Source organism: Pantoea sp. EKM20T (genome assembly GCF_011800485.1).
In the GTDB taxonomy this organism is placed as follows: Bacteria; Pseudomonadota; Gammaproteobacteria; order Enterobacterales; family Enterobacteriaceae; genus Pantoea; species Pantoea agglomerans.
In genome coordinates this window covers 217807-237260 of sequence record NZ_JAALFW010000006.1, presented here as the reverse complement: position 1 = coordinate 237260, position 19454 = coordinate 217807, and the positions used below count along the sequence as shown (strand labels likewise).

Here is a 19454-nt window from a genome sequence, read left to right as displayed (position 1 = left end):
TAGGGATTCCAGGCGAAAGACAGTATACTGCGCCCCCGATTTTGGGGCGAAAATCAACCAAAGTGTACCACGCCGGAGAATTCATGAGCCAACTTGAACTGAACGATCGCACACTGATCCTGCATCGCTTCCCGCAGATGCGTGACGAAAGTCCATTACAAGCCTGGGATGCGGCTGATGAATATCTGTTACAGCAGGCGCTGCCAGAGGGGCCGGTGCTGGTCTTCAACGACAGTTTCGGTGCCTTAACCTGCGCCCTGAATTCGCGTACCGTCTGGCACGTCAGCGACTCCTGGCTGAGCCAGCAGGCCGCCCGTCAGAACCTGACCTTTAATGGGCTGGATGACAGCGACGTTCACTTTGTTGATAGCCTGGCGGAACTGCCTGCTTCACCTGCGGCTGTGCTGATCAAGGTGCCTAAAACCCTGGCGCTGCTGGAGCACCAGCTGCGCGCCATTCGCGAAGTTGTCACGCCTGATACGGTGATTCTGGCGGCGGCGCGCGCCAAAGAGATCCATAACTCTACCCTGCAGCTGTTCGAACAGATCATTGGTGAAACCAAAACCTCACTGGCGTGGAAAAAAGCGCGTCTGATCTACAGCCAGTTCAGCAAGCCTGAACTGCGTGAGGCCACGCCGACGCTGGTCTGGCCGCTGGATGGTACCCCTTATCAGATTCACAACTACGCCAACGTCTTCTCGCGCGCTTCGCTGGATATCGGCGCACGGCTCTTTGTGCAGCATCTGCCGGAAAACATTGAGGGCGAGATTGTCGATCTCGGCTGTGGTAACGGCGTGGTGGGACTGGTGGCGCTGGAGCAGAACCCGCAGGCCGAGGTGCATTTCCTTGATGAGTCTTACATGGCGGTCGCTTCCAGCAAGCTTAACGTGGAAGTGAACCGTCCTGAGGATCTGTCACGCTGTCAGTTCCTGGTGAACAACGTGCTGAGCGGCTATCCGTCAGATCGGCTGCACGCGGTGCTGTGCAACCCGCCGTTCCACCAGCAGCACGCGGTGACCGATCACCTGGCATGGCAGATGTTCCGCGATGCCAAACGCTGCCTTCAGTATGGCGGCGAGTTGCGTATTGTCGGCAACCGCCACCTCGATTATCACCACAAGCTGAAGAAGCTGTTTGGTAACTGTACGCTGATCGCCTCTAACCAGAAGTTCGTGGTGCTGCGCGCGGTGAAAATGCGCTAGTCAGACGACGGTTAATGCCAGCTGCGTCGCCTGCGCAATCGCACGGCGCGCATCCAGCTCCTGCGCCACATCTGCACCGCCGATGACTGTCACCCTCTGTCCTTTTGCACGCAGCGCGGCTTCCAGTTCGCGCTGCGGCTCCTGTCCGGCACAGATAATCACATTATCGACCTCCAGCAACAGCGTTTCGCCGTTGCGCCGCAGATGCAGGCCGCTGTCATCAATCGCCAGATACTCAACGCTGCCCCACATCTCAACGCCCTGCGCCTGCAGACTGGCGCGATGGATCCAGCCGGTGGTTTTTGCCAGCCCGGCACCCGGTTTTCCCGATCGGCGTTGCAGCAGCCAGATTTGCCGTAGCGCGGCAGGGGGCTCGGGTTTCATCACGCCGCCACGCTGCGTCAGGCTGTGGTCGATGCCCCATTCGGCATAAAACGCCGCCAGATCCTCGTCATGGGATGGCTGTGACAGATACTCCGCCACATCAAAGCCAATACCGCCTGCGCCGATAATCGCCACCCGTTTCCCCACCGGGCGCTTATCGCGCAGCACCTCCAGATAGCTCAGCACGCTGGGGTGGTCGATGCCCGGAATATCGGGCGTACGCGGCTGAATGCCGGTCGCCAGCACCACTTCATCGGCGTCACTCAGCTGATCCGCCGTCACCCGACAGCCCGTCTGAACCGTCACGCCTGCGGCCGCCAGCTCATGCCGGAAATAGCGCAGCGTTTCGCTGAACTCCGATTTGCCAGGAATCAGCCGGGCAATATTGAACTGGCCGCCTATCTCCGGCGCGGCCTCATAGAGGGTTACCTGATGACCGCGCTGCGCCGCCTGCAGCGCAAACGCCATGCCGGCCGGACCGGCACCCACTACGGCCAGCCTGCGCGGGGCGGTGCTGGCGATGACCGGCATCAGCGACTCATGGCAGGCGCGCGGATTGACCAGGCAGGAGGTGATTTTACCGGCGAACACCTGATCGAGGCAGGCCTGATTACAGGCAATGCAGGTGTTGATGCTGTCCGGTTCACCGCGCTGTGCTTTAGTGACAAAGGCGGGATCGGCGAGAAAAGGGCGGGCCATCGACACCATATCGGCGCAGCCGGACTGCAACAGCTGCTCGGCGACGGCGGGATGGTTGATGCGATTGGTGGCGATGACCGGCACCTTCACCTGTTCACGCAGGCGCTGCGTCACCCACGCAAAGGCCGCACGCGGCACGCAGGTGGCGATGGTCGGGATGCGCGCCTCGTGCCAGCCAATACCGGTATTGAACAGCGTGACGCCGCACTGCTCCAGCTCGCCCGCCAGCAACAGCGTCTCCTCCAGCGTACTGCCCTCTTCGATCAGATCGAGCATCGACAACCGGAAGATGATGATAAAGGCGTCGCCAGTCGCGGCGCGAACGGCGCGGGTAATCGCCAGTGCGAACTGCATCCGCTGCCGGAAGTCGCCACCCCAGCGGTCGGTGCGCTGATTGGTGTGCTTCACCAGAAACTGATTAATCAGATAGCCTTCGGAACCCATGATCTCCACGCCATCGTAGCCCGCCTGCTGTGCCAGTCGGGCGCAGCGGGCAAAGTCCTCAATGGTCTGTTCAATCGCCGCCTCGCTCATCGCCTGTGGCGTAAACGGGTTAATCGGCGCCTGGCGTGCCGAGGGCGCAACCAGATCGGGCTGATAGCTGTAACGGCCGGTATGCAGGATCTGCAGGGCGATTTTGCCCTGATGCTGATGTACCGCCTCCGTGATCTGCCGGTGCCAGTCACATTGCGTCTCGTCGGTGAGCATCGCGCCATGCGCGGTGGTGACACCCTGGGCATTGGGGGCGATGCCGCCGGTGACGATCAGCGCGACACCTTCACGCGCCCGCTCGCCATAGAAAGCCGCCAGCCGGGCTGCACCATCCGGGTGCTCTTCCAGTCCGGTGTGCATTGACCCCATCAGAAAGCGGTTTTTCAGTCGGGTAAAGCCAAGGTCCAGCGGCGTAAACAGCGCAGGATAGTCAGGATTGACGGACATGATAGTCACTCACGGTAAAGTGGTCGGATGAGTTCACTCTAGCCACTTCTGCGTTAAAAAAAAGTGAAAGAATGTCAGGGTGTGAGTGAAATCATAAACAACGGCAGGGGAGTGAGGTGAGTAACAAAGAGTGGGCGGAGCTAGCCCGTGCCTTGCGCAAAGAAGTTAAGACCGCCATCCGTGGCCCGCGTAGCTTTGCGACAGGCGTCAGCGCCCGTCGCTGTTAAGATCACGCTAACTGCTGTCAGCGCGGTGCCAGAAAACCCATTAACGTCGACGGATCCACGAATAGCGGGAGTGATAGCCGCTACCGTGGTGGGTATTGAAGCGGTAGCTTGAACCGCTTTCGGCCATGCAGTAGGTGCAGACATTGACGTTATCGATCTGCGCAGCCGGCACACCCGCGTTTATCAGCAACTGCGTCGCCAGCGCAGGCAGATCGAACCAGACACCCTGCTGGCGGGCAGCGGCCTGTGGACGTTGCGCCAGAGGATTAACCGGCTGGTTCTGGTGCCAGCGCAGCCCGCTGGCCAATGCCGGGTTCTGCGCAATCTCCGCCAGCTGCGGTTCGGCCAGTTCATAACAGCAGGGGCCCATCGCCGGACCGATCGCCACCATCAGGTTCTGCGGCTCGCAGCGCTGCTCGCACAGTTTTTCAACCGCGCGGGTCAGCACACCCGCCAGCGTACCTTTGAGTCCGGCATGAACCGCGGCCACGATCCGCTGCTGGCGATCGGCGAACAGCACTGGCAGGCAGTCGGCGGTGTAGACCGCCACCGGGCGCGTCCCGCTGCCGATCACGCCATCAGACTCGCAGCTTTTGGGTGGGATGTTCTCGATATCGGTGACCACGGTCGCGCTGTGGCGCTGATGTCCATAGGCGGCCTCAGCGGGTGGTGGCTCTCCGGCTGGCTGAAACGCATATTCGAGCCACTCCAGCGAATCGAGCAATGGCGAGCGCGGGATCACGGCCATAGGAATCTCCTGTTATAACAGCGTGCGTTGGGCTGCCCACAGCTTACGTTAACTGCTACATTTTTGAAGCTTCTCCTCAGACCTTTCTCACCTTAAGGATGAAATGATGAAAACCTCCGCAAAACTGGCTGCATCCGGACTGGTCGCGCTGCTCCTTACCGGCTGCGCCTCGTCGACACATCAGACCGCGCAACAGCAACTCGGCCAGCAATCGGTGCTGGCGGTAAACTGGTTCCAGCAGTCTGGTGAATATCAGGCGCTGACCTGGCAGGCATTTAATACCGCGCGTATGGCGTTTGATCAGGCCCCCTCGCTGACTGGCAAACCCAAAGCGGTGATTGTCGATCTGGATGAGACGATGCTGGATAACAGTGCCTACAGCGCGTGGCAGGCGAAGAACGGCCAGCCGTTCAGCAGTAAAACCTGGTCAGCCTGGACACAGGCGCGGCAGGCGAAAGCGGTGCCGGGCGCGATAGAGTTTGCGCGTCATGTCACACAGAATGGCGGCACGCTGTTCTATGTGTCGAACCGGGATCAGAAAGATTACGCGGCCACGGTCGCTAACATGCAGCAGCTTGGCTTCCCCAACGTTAGCGATAAAACGGTACGTCTGAATACTGACAGCTCCAATAAGCAGGCGCGTTTCGATGCCATTAAAAATGCCGGCTATAACGTGGTGCTCTACGTTGGCGATAACCTCAACGATTTTGGTGGCGCGACCTGGCATCAGGGTAATCAGACGCGTCGTGATTTTGTGAATCTTAACCATCAGCAGTTTGGAACGCAGTTCATCGTGCTGCCGAATCCGCTCTACGGCGACTGGGAGAGCGGAATGGCGGAAAACTACAATAAACTGACACCGGAACAGCAGCTGTCTGTGCGGGAATCGCGCCTGCAAAGCTGGAACGGTAAATAATTCGTCAAGAAAAAGAGCCTGACCGTGTCAGGCTCTGTTAAAACATGGTCCTGATTTACTTTCTCCCGTCACTATTTTGCTGCAAATTAAATTAATTATCTCTTGCTTCATTCTTATCTAAAATCAGGCATATCTGACTGGCTATCAGCAATTAAGCCGGTTGATCGTGCTAATGGTTAATTTTTTAATTAAGAGTATTCCTGGTAAAAAGCAGGCCGGTTGGTATGGCAGTGAATATCCCCTTGGTTAATGATTGTATTTTTTTGTCAGCAGTAACTTTAGTTTATTATCTTTTATATTTTAACCTATTGATACTTTTAATTTTAAAATGATTTTCGCTAATTATTCCACTTCTCTTCTGCTTAATTAAATTTACTTAACCCTGACTCTTACTGACGCCGGATTGACAAATAGCATGATGTTAAAGTGCTGTGAAATATTGCTCGTGCATTGGTAATGGTTAGCGGCTATAACCTTTTTCTGTGACTCAGTTCTTATTTACCTGGCGGCTCACGCTTTATTTGTGAGCCGATACACTTTGTGGTTAGCCAGGATGCGACATCCCGGTAGTAGAGAGAAGATGATTGTGACGACACTTAAACCCTTATTAGCGAAAAATCGCAGTTGGGCATTACAGCGCCGCCAGCGTAATCCAGACTACTTTAAAAAATTCCTTCATCAGCAAAAGCCGCACTCACTCTGGATAGGTTGTTCTGATAGTCGCGTTCCGGCAGAAGTCTTAACTGGCTCCCATCCTGGCGAACTCTTTGTGCATCGTAATATCGCCAACATGGTGATTGAGGACGATGACAATTTACTGAGCGTGCTGCAATACGCGCTCTTCTTTCTCGGTGTAAAACGCATTGTATTAAGCGGCCACTATGGCTGCGGTGGAGTGGAAGCCGCACAGAATTTGCCGGGCAGCGTGCTGGACGGGCAGGAGAGCGCGCTGGCGAGACGCATTCAGACGTTGCGTCATGACATTCAGCATGGCCTGGCGGAAAGCCCCCCTTCAGACGCGGAGCCGGGTGAACAGCTCGATCGGCTGGTTGAGGCCAACGTTAAGGCGCAATTCGCCAGACTGGTGAAATCTGAACCGGTCCGGCAAATCTGGCAATCGGGCCAGGAACTGGAGGTGTTTGGTTGTGTTTATGACCTGCGCTCCGGCCATCTTAAAGAGCTGATTCATCAATCTGCAGAGGAACCTTCATTATGAACCTCGATACCCTGCGTCGCGACATTCCTGCGGGTCTGGTGGTGTTTCTGGTCGCCTTACCGCTCTGCCTTGGCATCGCACAGGCCAGCGGATTACCGCCGTTTGCCGGTCTGCTGACCGGTGTGATTGGCGGCCTGGTGGTCACATCACTGAGTCCGTCCCGGTTTGCCGTCAGCGGCCCGGCGGCAGGCCTTGTCACCATCGTCGTCGCCTCAATGGCGTCTCTGGGCAGTTTTTCCGCCTTTCTCACCGCGCTGATTATTGCCGGAGCACTGCAATGCCTGTTTGGTCTGCTGCGTGCCGGACGGTTTATTTCGCTGGTGCCGGGCAGCGTCATTAAAGGGATGCTGGCGGCGATCGGTTTGCTGCTGATCATGCAGCAGATCCCGGTGGCGCTGGGTGCCGCGGGCGATGCGGAGCTGGTTTCACTGGTGACCGGTGAGATGACCTTCTCGCTGCCCGCGGTAGCAGTAGCAGGTGTCGGCCTGGCCATTTTATGTCTCTGGACCACCGCACCGGTGAAACGGATCAAAGCGCTGGCCTGGATCCCTGGGCCGCTGATTGCCGTGCTGATAGGCTGCCTTGCTACCGTCGTGGGTGGACGGCTGTTCCCGGAAATGACCAGCGGTCTGGCGCGCATTTCGTTGCCCGCTTTTGACAGCATTTCCGCGCTGGTGGCAGAGCTGGAAACGCCCGACTGGATGGCCTGGCAGAATCCGCAGGTCTGGGTTGTTGCGGTAACCTTAGCCCTGGTCGCCAGTCTGGAAACGCTGCTGAGTCAGGAGGCGCTGAAAAAACTGCGTCCTCAGACGCCCGCGCCGTCGCCCAACAAAGAGATGTTCGCGCAGGGCATCGGTAACCTGGCGGCCGGTTTCCTTGGCGCGATGCCGATAACGGCGGTGATTGTGCGCAGTTCGGTTAACGTCAGTGCGGGCGCGCAGACCAAACTGTCGATCTTCATTCACGGTGTGCTGCTGCTGATTTGTGGTATGTGGTTCAGTGAGATGCTGAACGCCATTCCGCTGGCCAGCCTCGCTGCCGTGCTGCTCTATACCGGCTACAAGCTGGCGACACCCAAACTGTTTATTGAGCAGTTCCGGATGGGCGCGCAGCAGTACGTGCCGTTTCTGGCCACCATCGTCGGTATTATCACGCTGGGCATGCTGGTCGGGATTGGTATCGGCATCGCCACGCAGATCCTCTACAGCATCTATAAAAGCCATCGCAACGCGCTGCAGCTCACCCGCTATGACGACCACTACGTGCTGCGCTTTCAGCAGAATCTGACCTTTATGCACAATCCAAAGCTGCAGGGATTGCTGGATGAGATCCCGGAGAACAGCGTAGTCATCGTCGATAACGACAATGCGGAATATATCGATCCCGACGTTAAAGCGGTGCTGAAAGATTTTGGCGATAACGCCGACAAACGCGGCATTCGCCTGAGTCAGTGGCCGGTTGCCGTAAAATAGCGTTTAGCGCAACGGTAAAGTCGTCAGAACAGCAAAAATCGGATATCTCGGATATCCGATTTTTTTATTTGCGATGCATAATAGAGCCCCAGTTTTTGCTGTCATCTGATGGGTTTAGCCTCAAAACGGTAACTTTTCTGAGTTAGCCCATGAAACGAGGTTTTATCGCCGGATGACATTGAGGATATTCAGGATTTAATCATTCTGACACCACGCGCCTGTCCAGGCTGGCGTGGACAGCCAGCCTCTCTGTGACAAGGTCCGGATGTATGCGCATACAGCTGTTTGAAGAGCACAACGTTAAGAAGAACGCATTTTCACTGTTTTTAATCACGTTGCTGTTTTGCTTTATCGGCGGACACCTGCGCTTTCCACAGGAGCTGTCGCTGTTCTGGCCGGTCAACGCGATCGTCACTGGCGTGATCGTCCGGAATCCTTTTCTGCATCAGACCCGCTATTACCTGGCCACCTTTGCTGCGATGGTGTTTAACGACATCGTTTTTTCAGGCTGGGCGCTCTCTGCTTTTACCCTCAACATGGCGAATCTTCTGTTTGTGCTGGTGGCGGTGACGCTGCTGGTAAAGCATCTTCAGCACGACTCCGGCAGCGAGCGTATAACCAGCGTGCTGCGCATTTTTCCGGCCTGTCTGCTGGCCGGACTGGCCTGCGCCAGCTGGGGGGCGCTGGCGCAGCAGGCCGATTTTAACAGCGGGCTGGTGACGGCCTGGGGCGAATGGTTCAGCGAACAGTTCTCAACCGGGCTGATGCTGCTGCCCTTTTTGCTGACGCGCGACTGGGCGTCGCTGTCGCCCCGGCAGTTTATGCAGATGCGCAAGCTGGCACCGGTTGTCGCCGTGATTTTTTCGCTGATGATTGGCGCGATGATGGGCGGCGCAGGCAGCCTGACGTTCCCGGTTCCGGCGCTGGTCTGGTGCGCCATCGTGTTGCCGATGCCGCTCACCAGCCTGGTGATTTTGCTCACCGGCATTAGCGAAATCATTCTGGTTTCGCATGGCGTGATGAATATCCAGGGCGATGACAATATGCTGCCGATCACCCATCTGACCTCGGCACGGCTGGGCGTGGCGACCATTGCGATCAGCCCGCTGATTGTGGCGGTGAGCATGGATGCGATTCGCCAGCTCAACCAGCGTCTGGCGCTGCGCGCCAACTATGACTTCCTGACCCGGCTGCTGTCGCGTTCCGGCCTCTATGAAAGTCTGCGTGCTGAGCCGATCTTCCCGGACCGCCGGGTGGGCGTGATCCTGCTGGATGTCGACTACTTTAAAGCGATTAACGACAATTTTGGTCATGATGCGGGTGACAGCGTGCTGGAAGAGATCGCCCGCCGTATGCAGCGCGTCGTGGGTAAAGAGGGGCGCATCTGCCGTTTTGGCGGCGAAGAGTTTGCGGTGGTGCTGTTCGACCAGAATCCGGAAAAGCTCTACTTTCTTGCTGAGAGCATCCGGCAGAAGATGGCGAAGGAGAAGTTCTGGCTGCAGGGCAGTACGGCCACGGTAACCGTCAGTCTGGGGCTGGCGCATGGCTGTGCCGGTGAGGCGACGGAGTGGCACCGCGTGATCAACCGGCTGATTTCTGCAGCCGATAAAAATCTCTATCTGTCGAAACGCAATGGCCGCAATCAGACCTCGCCGGTTAACTACCGTGCCATCACCAGCGACGTGGCATAACGCCACGCCGCCGGGTTCTGTCAGCTGACGCTGCTTTTCAGGGTACTGGCCTGCTGGTGGCGTTCAATTGCCAGGTCGATCAGGCGACTGATCAGATCCTGATAGCTGAGTCCGGCTGCCTGCCACAGTTTCGGATACATGCTGATATTGGTGAAGCCGGGCAGGGTATTCACTTCGTTGACGATAATTTCGCCATCGGCAGTTAAAAACACATCGACGCGCGCCATGCCAAAGCACTCCAGCGCGGTAAAGGCTTTGATGGCAACCTCACGTATCGCATCGCTGGTTTCCGGTGAAATGGCTGCCGGGACCACCGTCTGCGCACCGCTCTCGGAGATATATTTGGTGTCATACGAGTAGAAGGCGTCATGCACCACCACTTCACCGCAGGGGCTGGCTTCAGGGGCATCGTTGCCCAGCACCGCACACTCGATCTCGCGACCTTTGATGCCCTGTTCAATCAGCACCTTGCGGTCAAAGGAGAAGGCCAGCGCCAGCGCGGCATCAAATTCTTCAATGCTATCCACTTTGCTGACGCCCACCGATGAACCCTGGTTGGCGGGTTTGATAAACAGCGGCAGGCCAAAGCGGGCAATGACTGCGCTGGCGTCCAGCTGTGCACGCTGGGCCTGGGTGACGCTCACCCACGGCGCGACGTTGAGGCCGGCGTCGCGCAGCAGGCGTTTGGTAAAATCTTTATCCATGCTGACCGCAGAGCCCAGCACGTCGGAACCGACGAAGGGTAACGAGGCCATACGCAGCAGGCCCTGCAGGGAGCCATCTTCACCCAGCGTACCGTGCACGATCGGGAAGATAACGTCGATCTGCGACAGCGGATGGGCGTTATGACGGGTGATGATCTGCTGCTGAGTCGTACCAGGCACCAGCGCCACATCTTCAGCGGCGTGATTCAGCGCGATCAGCGCCGGATTTTCAGCGTTAAGTAAGAAGTTTGAAGCATCGTTAAGACGCCAGTGTCCCTGCTTATCAATGCCCAGCAACACCACGTCAAACCTGGTTTTGTCGATCGCCTCAAGGATATTTTTGGCCGACTGTAACGACACCTCATGCTCAGCCGATTTCCCGCCAAACACGATCCCTACCCGCAACTTTGTCATCAATTTTGCCCACTGAAAAAATCAAAACCACAAGATAGCATGGGCTTCGCGAGGGAAAACAGGGCAGGGCGACAGATAATTGTGGGCAGGCGATTAACCCTCGCCATTCACCGGATCGCTGTCGTTGAGCTGCCCGTGCTGACGCGGGTGGCAGCTCAACGGCCCGCTCGCAAAGGCCACTGAATATCCTCTTTAAGCTGATGCAGGCGGGTTGTCAGGTTTAACTTAATCTGACGCAGAACCCAGCCAGACTTCAACCTGATGTTCCTGGCGATGGCTTTCCAGCGCTATTTCGTCGCCGTCACACCGTTTGCCATCCAGCCACAGCTGATAAATGCTGTCACCGCGAGTAACCCGGATGTTGTAGATCCCTTCTCCCTCACGGTAGACAATTTTTATCTCTGACCAGTCAGCGGGAAGCTGTGGGCGAAGAGACAGCGCGTTGCCGCGCCGGCTTATCCCAAGCAGACTCTCACTGATAAGCTGATAGGTCCAGCCTGACGAACCGGTATACCAGGTCCAGCCACCCCGCCCGCTGTGGCCTTCGGCCGCATACACATCCGCAGCCATCACATAAGGCTCTGCTTTGTAGATCGCCATATCCTGTTGATTGCCACTATGATTAACCGGATTAATCATAGAGAGCAGGGACCAGGCGCGCTCTGTTTCACCCATCGCCGCAAAGGCCATAATCGCCCACAGAGCCCCATGGGTGTACTGACCGCCATTTTCCCTGACGCCCGGTAAATAACCGCGAATGTAGCCCGGATTTGGCCCTGCACCATCGAAAGGCGGAGTGAGCAATTTAATCAGCCGGTTATCCTTATCAACCAGATGCTGATAAAGCGCCTCCATCGCTGACCGGCATCTGGCGTCCTCGCCTGCGCCAGAGAGTACCGACCAGCTCTGGGCAATGGCGTCTATCCGGCACTCACTGTCAGCATGTGAACCGAGCGTCTGGCCACTGTCAAAAAAGCCGCGCAGATACCATTCGCCATCCCAGGCCGCATGGTTAAGCGCGGTTTTGAGCGTCTGCGCGTGCTCCTGACAGTGGCGGGCGGTATCGGTATCGCCGAACCGCACAGCCAGCGCGGCAAAGCGGTCCAGAACCGTATAGAGGAAGAAGCCGAGCCAGACGCTTTCACCCTTGCCGGCAATCCCGACGGTACTCATACCATCGTTCCAGTCCCCGGAGCCCATCAGCGGGAGGCCGTGCTGACCGTAATTAAGGGCGTGGTTAACCGCGCGAACGCAGTGCTGCCATAGCGGTTCATTAATCTTACTGACGCCCGGAAGCTCATAGACAGACTCTTCGTCCTCTGCCAGCAGGCGACCTTCAAGGTAGCTGACGGGCTGTGACAGCAGCGCAATATCATCGGTTGCCTGCACATAGCGGCACAGCGCATAGGGCAACCACAGGTAGTCGTCGGAGCAGCGGGTTCTGACGCCACGGCCAGCAGGCGGATGCCACCAGTGCTGTACATCTCCCTCGATAAACTGGCGGGATGCACACAACAACAGCTGATCGCGCAGCCGCTGCGGGGCCGCGTGAGTCAGCGCCAGCGTATCCTGCAACTGATCGCGGAAACCAAAGGCACCACCGGATTGGTAATATCCGCTGCGCGCCAGCAAACGGCTGGCCAGCGTCTGGTACAGCAGCCAGCCGTTTGCCAGTAAATCGACCTCCGTTGCCGGTGTCTGGATTTGCACTTTAGTCAGTAGCTGGTGCCAGTGCTGTTTAACTTTGGTCAGCTCGTTCTGAGCCTCCCCGGTGGAGAGGAACTGCTGCATCAGCGCGGTCACTGCACCCTCATCTTCCCCGACGCCGAGAGCAAAAACAAAGCTGCGGCTGTCGCCGTCAATCAGTGTCGTCAGCGTCTGCAGCGCGGCGCAGGGATCCATTCCTGCCCCGGTGTTACCCGACAGACCACGAACATTCATCATCGCGGGCTGCCGTGTGGTGCCGTTACGACCCAGACACTCAAGCCGGTTGCCGCTGTACGCAATCCGGGTACCTGTGACGGCAAAAAAAGCGGTCCGCGCAGAGCCCGTGCTGTTATAAAAGTTTCTGGCCAGAACCGCGCTGCCTGTGGCGATAGCGGCAGGGGACGTCACCACATGCCTTGCGGAGCGGCTCGCCAGCTCACCCAGAACCCATTCGACGTATCCGGTAATCGACAGATTACGCGTTTTGCCAGAGAGGTTACTCAGCGTCAGCAGGGAAAGTCTGACCGGCGCCTCCTCTGCCACGAACACCGTTAACGTGCTGCTGATGCCATACTCCGTGTGTTCAAACGTGCTGTAACCGAAGCCATGACGGGTCAGATAATCACCCTTGCCGCGAACCGGAAGCGGCGTGGGCGACCAGACATCACCCGTCTCTTCATCACGCAGATAAAGCGCTTCGCCAGAGCTGTCACTGACGGGATCGTTGTGCCAGGGCGTCAGACGATATTCATGCGCGTTTTCATACCAGCTATAGCCCTGGCCACTCTCGGAAATGACGGTACCAGACTGGCTGTTGGCCAGCACATTGCACCACGGCGCAGGCGTCTGCTGCTGGCCGGAAAGAATGATGTGATATTCGCTGCCGTCCTCGTTGAAGCCACCGGTGCCATTAAAAAACTGCAACCGCTCCGGCGAAAAGGTGACGGCTGCAGGCGGCGGCGTCTTACTGACCGATGGAAACGCAAAAGCAGGCGGGGTGCGCACCGGTTTTAACAGCGTGCTGAGCTGATCGGCGAGGCTACCGTTCCGGCCTTCCAGCACGACAGCCGCGACGCTCAGCAACAGTTGCAGATCGTCAGCGGAAAAACTTTCGCTTTTGCGGATAAATATGCCGCCAGGTTTGTCCGCCTGCTGCCGTTCATCTCCGGCAGGGATCAGGGTCGTGAGCTGATTGAACAGGTTCTGCTGGTACCCGCCCTGGTCGCTGTTCAGGATGAGCAGATCGACCGTCAGCCCTTTTTGTCGCCAGTACTGATGCGCCTGAATGAGGGTGGTGACCAGATCGAGCTGATTAATGTTTTCTATCCGAACCAGAAGAATCGGCAGATCACCCGAAATCGCATGACGCCACAATGACTCCTGGCCCAGCCGGTTCTGCATCAGCGCGTCTGATTCGCCACGCATTTCGGCACTGGAAAACAGCACGGCACTGGCCAGCTGATTAAACAGGCTGGTATCTTCGGTGCGGATATTCAACTGACGCAAGGCGACCTGACTGTGGGACCACGCCAGTTCAAATACCCGATCGGCGCTGATGTGGTTACGGTACTTCTCAATCAACGCAATAGTGGTGTCACGCTGAAGTGTCACACCGTAAAGCATATCGATGGTGACGGCCTCTCCCGCTTTTAACGTCACTGACTGGCGAATTGATAACACGGGATCTAACACTGCCCCCTGCTGACCCGTTAATTCACTGCCCGGCATCAGCGCCTGAGCATCGGCTGGCGTCCTGCCACGCCCGAGAAAACGAGCCCGGTCGGTTTCAAAAGAGGTCTGGCGGCCGGTATTGCCATGTATCGCCATCGCGTGAAACATCCATGCCGTCACTTCTTTCTCTTCACGTGGCCGACGGTGAGCCAGAATCGCTTCCAGCCTGTCAACGATCTCAGTCTGGACGAACAGATTACTGAACGCAGGGTGGGCCATATCGCTGGCTGCTGGTGCCAGTACCACTTCTGTGTAGCTGGTGATATCGAATGGGCGGGTCTGACGGGAACGGTTAGTGACCGTGATGCGTCTGATCTCCACATCATCTTCCGGGGAGACTACGATATGCGTGTGAATGCTGAAGGTAGTGCCTGAAGCGTCAAACTCAATCCCGGCATCATTGAAACGGGTTTTATAATGCGGACGCTCGCAGCAGGTCGGCTGATAGCTGTGAGCAATCACTTCGGCGGATTGCTGATCGGTAACGTAACAGAACGTTCCGTAGTTGTTGCTGGTGCTATCCGCACGCCAGCGGGTGAGTGCCAGCCCCTTCCACTGGCTGTAGCCTGTCCCCGCGTGCGTCACCATCAGATGATAATCTGCATTGGAAAGCAGCTGAAGTTGTGGCTGGCGCGGATCTGAACCACTGAATTCACGCTGGTCGGGAATGCTGCGCTGCTGTTTAGGGTCACTGTTTTCGACAAAACTGCGGCGTGGGGTATAGAGCTCAATATCATCAGGCACTTTTTCCTGAAGCAGCAAACGCGACGACTGAAACAGTGCGCTGGACATAAAGCGCGCGACCATGGGCGCATCCAGCAGCTGGTGAGAGAGTGCTAGCAATCCCATCGCCTGGTGATGGGCCATATACGATTTGACGATCGCAAATGGCTGACCGGGAGCCAGTCGATCCGCGGTGAAATCCAGCGCTTCGTAATAACCGTAGTCACCGCTGGCACCCATTTTTTTAAGTCTTATCAGATTAGCCGTCGCCTCCTGCGGCAGCACCATCAGCGCCAGCAGCGTCGCATAGGGCGCAACAACATGATTGTCATTCAGGCCGCGTTTCAGACCCAGTTCCGGCGTACCAAATGCCCGATACTGGTAGTTATGATTGACGTCAAACGCAGCGTAACCCGATTCCGAAACGCCCCAGGGCGTATCGGTGCTGTTACCCGAGACAATTTGTTGCCTGACCGCCGATAACGCCATCTTTTCCAGCAGCGTGTCGGGGTAAACCGGCATGACCAGGTGCGGCATCAGGTATTCAAACATTGAGCCGCTCCATGACATTACGGCGGGCTGGTTATTAAGCTGAGTAAATAAACGACCCAGTACAAACCAGCTCTTGGCCGGAAGCTGACTGGTGGAAATAGCAAAGTAGTGCGTCAGGCGGACTTCTGAAGGGAAAAGGTCATATTTGCTGGCGTCCAGCAGACCGCTGTCCATGTTATAGCCCACGCTGAGTAAAGACGTGGCCGGATAATAGAGAAAGCGGAAGTCCATACTGGCGTGATCGCTGAGGCGGCTGTCCAGCTCCAGCAGGGCAGCCATCCGTTCGCGGGCGGCCCATATCGCAGTCTCTGCCTGTTTTTCCGGGAGGCCGGGGCGGTTCAGGTTCAACTCAGCGAGCCACAGCAATGACGGAATGTCGGCAGGCAGTGGCGCATCCGGGCTAACCCAGCTGAAAAGGAGGGACCACTCCTGAGTAAAATCGACCAGCTGCTGGTGGAAAAGCGCCGGCCAGTTTACCCGCGTTGTCGGAAGATAAGCCTGTTCTGCCACCACGCTTAACGCCAGCAGAGCCTGCATCCCGGCGTGAAAATCGGCGGGTGAAGCGCGCTGCATCAGGCTTAGCTTAGCTGCGATTTGTTCCACAATGTCGCTGCGGGTGTCGCTCAGTTGGTCTTTAAGCAGTGAGAAGGTATCGGAGAGACCTTCCAGGATACAGGGGAGAGACATCACCGGCTGGTATTTCCACTGCGCCAGGCCAGCCTGAAGGGTCACAAGGTGAGCCGCCATATTACCGCTGTCTACGGTTGAGACGTAGCGTGGGTTCAGCGGTTTTAACGTCTGGGTGTCATACCAGTTATAAAGATGTCCTCTGAAATGCTCCATTCGATCAAGGGTATCGAGGGTGTCGAGAGTCCGGCCGATGACCCGATTCTGGCTGATATAACCAAAATCCCAGGCCGTCAGGTTTGCCAGCAGCGACAGGCCAATGTTGGTCGGTGAGGTCCGGTGGGCCACCCGCGACTCCGGAATCTCCTGCAGATTATCCGGCGGCAAATGGTTGTTATCACTGCTGGCAAATTCGTTAAACCAGGCCCAGGTTCTACGCGCGGTGCGACGCAAAAAGAGGCGCTGTTCCGCTGAAAGGCTGCCTGGCTGAGCGCGTTTAGGCTGGCTCATGCGGCTCAGTAACGCGGGGGCGACCGCCCACAATAAGGCGAGCGCCAGTGCGACATGCGTCATCGACGGCATGCTCAGGCTGGTCAGGAATACCAGGACCGCGCCTGCTACCGGATTAATCCACATGCGGCGGTAGAAATGGCGCACATCAGGCTCGACAGGTTTCAGTGATGAAGCGCTTTTCCACTCGTTCAGGTAGCGATGGCTGATAGTCAGGCGCCATAAGGTCACGATAATCGCCTTCAGCGACCAGTAACTCTCGTGAGGCAGGATGGCCAGCGCCAGGCCAGCGCGGGAGAGGCGGTTAAAGGCATCGGTGACCAGCATGGATAGATGCTGCCGCCAGGCACGCGTTTTACTTTTCGTCACCCCGTCGATTACCAACGCTGGCAGTCCCGGAAGCAGCAGAAAGAGCATGATGCACCCGACCCAGAATATTGGATTCGGTACTATCGTACACAGCATAAACACCAGCATCAGCAGGGCAGGCGCTACCAGGCTGCGGCGCAGATTGTCTGTTAATTTCCAGCGGGAAAGCGCACTGAGCGGGTTCTTTTGACGACTGCAATCTTCCTGCCGCACCTGCAACCGTAGCCAGTTAAGGAGCTGCCAGTCGCCCCGCACCCAGCGAAATCGTCGGGCAACATCGCTCAGATAACTATCCGGATATTGTTCATACAGGACGACGTTACTGACCACACCGGAGCGGGCATAGCACCCCTCAAGCAGGTCATGGCTCAGCACCAGATTTTCCGGACAGGTATTGCGTATCGCCCGGCTAAAGGCAGCGACATCGTAAATACCCTTGCCGACAAATGAGCCTTCACCAAACAGATCCTGATAAATATCGGATGAGAGTGAGGAGTAAGCATCATTCCCCGGAATGCTGCTGCACAGCCGGGCATAGCGGCTCTGACCGTTAACCGGTATCTCTTCAGCCAGACGAGGCTGCAGGATGGCATAGCCTTCAACCACCCGATTTTTGACATCATCGAACACCGGCGCGTTGAGCGGGTGGGCCATGACGCCAATCAGCTTATGCGCAGTCTCACGCGGCAGTATTGTGTCGCTGTCGAGAGTAATCACATATTTAACGCTGTGCAGCTGAGCCTGTGTGGCACCTACCGTGACGCTGAAGGCGTTTTCTTCACCCTGAAGCCAGCGATTCAGGGCATGGATCTTACCGCGCTTGCGTTCATACCCCATCCAGACGCCCTGAGAAATATTATGGGTGCGGTCACGGTGTAACAGGGAGAAGAGCGCAATGTCCGATTTACCCCCGCTGTAGCGCCGATTCAGCGCTTCCGTTTTCAGCACGGCGTAACGGATAAGCGCGGCGTCATGATGATGGTCCTGTTCGACGCTATCGGTAAAGTCGGTCAGCAACGCAAAACTGATATTCGCTAAGGCGTTACCGAGATAGCAGATTTCCAGAGAGCGCAGCAGGGCGTCTGTTCCCTCATTGCTGCTGAGTAAACAGGGGATAACTACCAGTGTGCGGTCATGCTCCGGTACCGCCTGAGCATAATCGAGTCGGGGCAGGGGAAGGGGATGGCGGCTGCGGGTGGTTAACTCGCTCAGCAACTGTAAGGCTAACTGGCTGCTGACAATGATGGCGGGCAGCACCAGCAACCAGAGTAATGACGCCATGCCCGCCTGATGGGTGCTGTAGAGCATCTCGGCGGTAAACGCGGTTGTCAGCAGTAAAAGGCTGCCTAACCAGGAGAGTAAAGGGGTCTGACTCAGATGCTGCCGGCTCCTGTTCAGCCACGTCACCTTAACGTCAAGCTGCTGTTCCAGTTGCTGAAATCCTTTATCCAGCAGGTAATAGCCGACATGCTGCTGACGCAGGGGAAGATCAGGCTGGCTGGCCAGCGTCAGCACAGCCTGGGCGACTTCACGTTCATCAAAGCGACTGTGCCGTGCCAGACGTTCAATCACGTGGCGGTAGTCATCGCGACTGTCAAAATGCATCAGCGGGTATGTCCCGGTGGGATCCTGCTGAAGGACTTTCTCAACCAGGCTGACGGATTCGACAAAAGCCTGCCAGTCAATTTCGCCGAGTTGCCGCAGGCCGGTAATACTGTTGCTGACAGAGAGCTGACTCAGGGCCAGCTGCCGGTTGAACTGCTCAATGACTTCCGAGGTTTTCCGGCCGGTATTTTCCAGCTGTTGTTCGACCCAGGTTAACGCCAGAGTATTGTTCTGGCCACTTAATCGCCGTTCAAGTTCAGCGACGAAAGCGCCGGAAACCTGTGGGTTCTGGCGGGCCATATCAGCGATGACCAGAATAACTTTTGACGCATCTTCGGCGGCAGTGGAGAGGATATCGCTGATCCACTGCTCCGCTTTATTACGTTCCTGATGTACCCTGGCGACGTCAGCCGCAATCCGGGCCAGATTGTTGATAAGCGCAAACCGTAACATGGCAGGCATGGCCCACAGTTCGCCGAGCAGCAGGGGCGTAACGCGCTGGTAGGCAGCGATAAAAGGATGCAGGACGCTGGTTTCCAGTCGGCCATCACTGTGCTTAATCATCTCCTCGGCGATAGCCTGGATGCGCAGGTAATGAGCCGACTCCTCCAGCATGGGCAGTCCTTTACCAAATTTTGCCGGTAACAGGTGCCGGACCAGGCGGATCTGCTCTTCAATGATGTAAAAATTATCCAGTATCCAGACGGCCGCTGGTGTCTGGCTGCGCTTATCGCCTTCACTCAGGATTTCTGCGCTGCGCGTCAATGACAGTTCATTATCTGCCAGCTGCTGCAACAGTCGGTAGGACCATTTTCCACCCGACAGATTATGCGTTTTCGCTAATTTTTCGCCGTAGTTATCCATTTGTTCAGCCGAAAAAATATCTGGCCGGTGGGCCTGATAAATACCTTCAGTCGGGAACAAAGGAAAATGCTCATCGGGTAATTCACTTTCCCGGCTGAACCACGTCGTCAGTTTTATTTTCACACTCATTTCCTTGCGCTTGCGCAGCAGCTGG

General features: G+C 56.8%; 9 protein-coding genes. 5 read left to right on the top strand and 4 right to left on the bottom strand.

The window, feature by feature from the left end; all coding sequences use genetic code 11:
* The first annotated feature begins 83 nt into the window (after positions 1 to 83).
* Positions 84 to 1202, top strand: coding sequence for a 23S rRNA (guanine(1835)-N(2))-methyltransferase RlmG (rlmG, locus tag HFD94_RS13140; protein ID WP_061902014.1), 1119 nt, complete (start codon positions 84 to 86; stop codon positions 1200 to 1202).
* Here rlmG and HFD94_RS13135 read toward each other — a convergent pair whose 3' ends face one another.
* Complete coding sequence (locus tag HFD94_RS13135) at positions 1203 to 3224, bottom strand: NADPH-dependent 2,4-dienoyl-CoA reductase (protein WP_167433191.1); 2022 nt, start codon at positions 3222 to 3224, stop codon at positions 1203 to 1205. It lies immediately after the preceding gene.
* A gap of 267 nt (positions 3225 to 3491) precedes the next feature.
* Positions 3492 to 4199: a polyphenol oxidase family protein gene (locus HFD94_RS13130; RefSeq protein WP_167433190.1), complete on the bottom strand. Its 708-nt coding sequence runs from the start codon at positions 4197 to 4199 to the stop codon at positions 3492 to 3494.
* 106 nt (positions 4200 to 4305) lie between these two features.
* Here HFD94_RS13130 and HFD94_RS13125 point away from each other — a divergent pair, with 106 nt between their 5' ends.
* The 4 genes from HFD94_RS13125 (at position 4306) to HFD94_RS13110 (ending at position 9494) form a co-directional block, all read left to right on the top strand.
* Positions 4306 to 5115, top strand: coding sequence for a 5'-nucleotidase, lipoprotein e(P4) family (locus HFD94_RS13125; protein ID WP_010699771.1), 810 nt, complete (start codon positions 4306 to 4308; stop codon positions 5113 to 5115).
* Positions 5116 to 5695: 580 nt separating this feature from the next.
* A complete protein-coding gene (locus HFD94_RS13120) occupies positions 5696 to 6331 on the top strand; it encodes a carbonic anhydrase (RefSeq protein ID WP_029519418.1) in 636 nt (211 codons plus the stop codon).
* On the top strand, positions 6328 to 7803 hold the full coding sequence (locus HFD94_RS13115; RefSeq protein ID WP_010256584.1) for a SulP family inorganic anion transporter: 1476 nt from the start codon (positions 6328 to 6330) through the stop codon (positions 7801 to 7803). The genes HFD94_RS13120 and HFD94_RS13115 overlap by 4 nt, the downstream gene beginning before the upstream one ends.
* A gap of 269 nt (positions 7804 to 8072) precedes the next feature.
* Positions 8073 to 9494 carry a GGDEF domain-containing protein gene (locus tag HFD94_RS13110; RefSeq protein ID WP_122889574.1) on the top strand — a complete coding sequence of 474 codons (1422 nt, stop codon included), beginning with the start codon at positions 8073 to 8075 and terminating at the stop codon, positions 9492 to 9494.
* Positions 9495 to 9514: 20 nt separating this feature from the next.
* On the opposite strand, the gene ddlA is transcribed toward HFD94_RS13110, so the two are convergent.
* The gene (gene ddlA / locus HFD94_RS13105) at positions 9515 to 10612 is read right to left on the bottom strand and encodes a D-alanine--D-alanine ligase (RefSeq protein ID WP_010699767.1); all 1098 of its coding nucleotides are present in this window, start codon (positions 10610 to 10612) and stop codon (positions 9515 to 9517) included.
* Positions 10613 to 10837: 225 nt separating this feature from the next.
* Positions 10838 to 19423, bottom strand: coding sequence for a GH36-type glycosyl hydrolase domain-containing protein (locus tag HFD94_RS13100; RefSeq protein WP_167433189.1), 8586 nt, complete (start codon positions 19421 to 19423; stop codon positions 10838 to 10840).
* Between the last annotated feature and the right edge of the window lie 31 nt (positions 19424 to 19454).

Excerpts from the sequence above, each read along its gene's own strand:
- HFD94_RS13125 (WP_010699771.1), top strand. The coding sequence starts at position 4,306 with ATGAAAACCTCCGCAAAACTGGCTGCATCCGGACTGGTCGCGCTGCTC.
- HFD94_RS13135 (WP_167433191.1), bottom strand. The coding sequence starts at position 3,224 with ATGTCCGTCAATCCTGACTATCCTGCGCTGTTTACGCCGCTGGACCTT.
- rlmG (WP_061902014.1), top strand. The coding sequence starts at position 84 with ATGAGCCAACTTGAACTGAACGATCGCACACTGATCCTGCATCGCTTC.
- HFD94_RS13110 (WP_122889574.1), top strand. The coding sequence starts at position 8,073 with ATGCGCATACAGCTGTTTGAAGAGCACAACGTTAAGAAGAACGCATTT.
- HFD94_RS13115 (WP_010256584.1), top strand. The coding sequence starts at position 6,328 with ATGAACCTCGATACCCTGCGTCGCGACATTCCTGCGGGTCTGGTGGTG.
- HFD94_RS13130 (WP_167433190.1), bottom strand. The coding sequence starts at position 4,199 with ATGGCCGTGATCCCGCGCTCGCCATTGCTCGATTCGCTGGAGTGGCTC.
- HFD94_RS13120 (WP_029519418.1), top strand. The coding sequence starts at position 5,696 with ATGATTGTGACGACACTTAAACCCTTATTAGCGAAAAATCGCAGTTGG.
- ddlA (WP_010699767.1), bottom strand. The coding sequence starts at position 10,612 with ATGACAAAGTTGCGGGTAGGGATCGTGTTTGGCGGGAAATCGGCTGAG.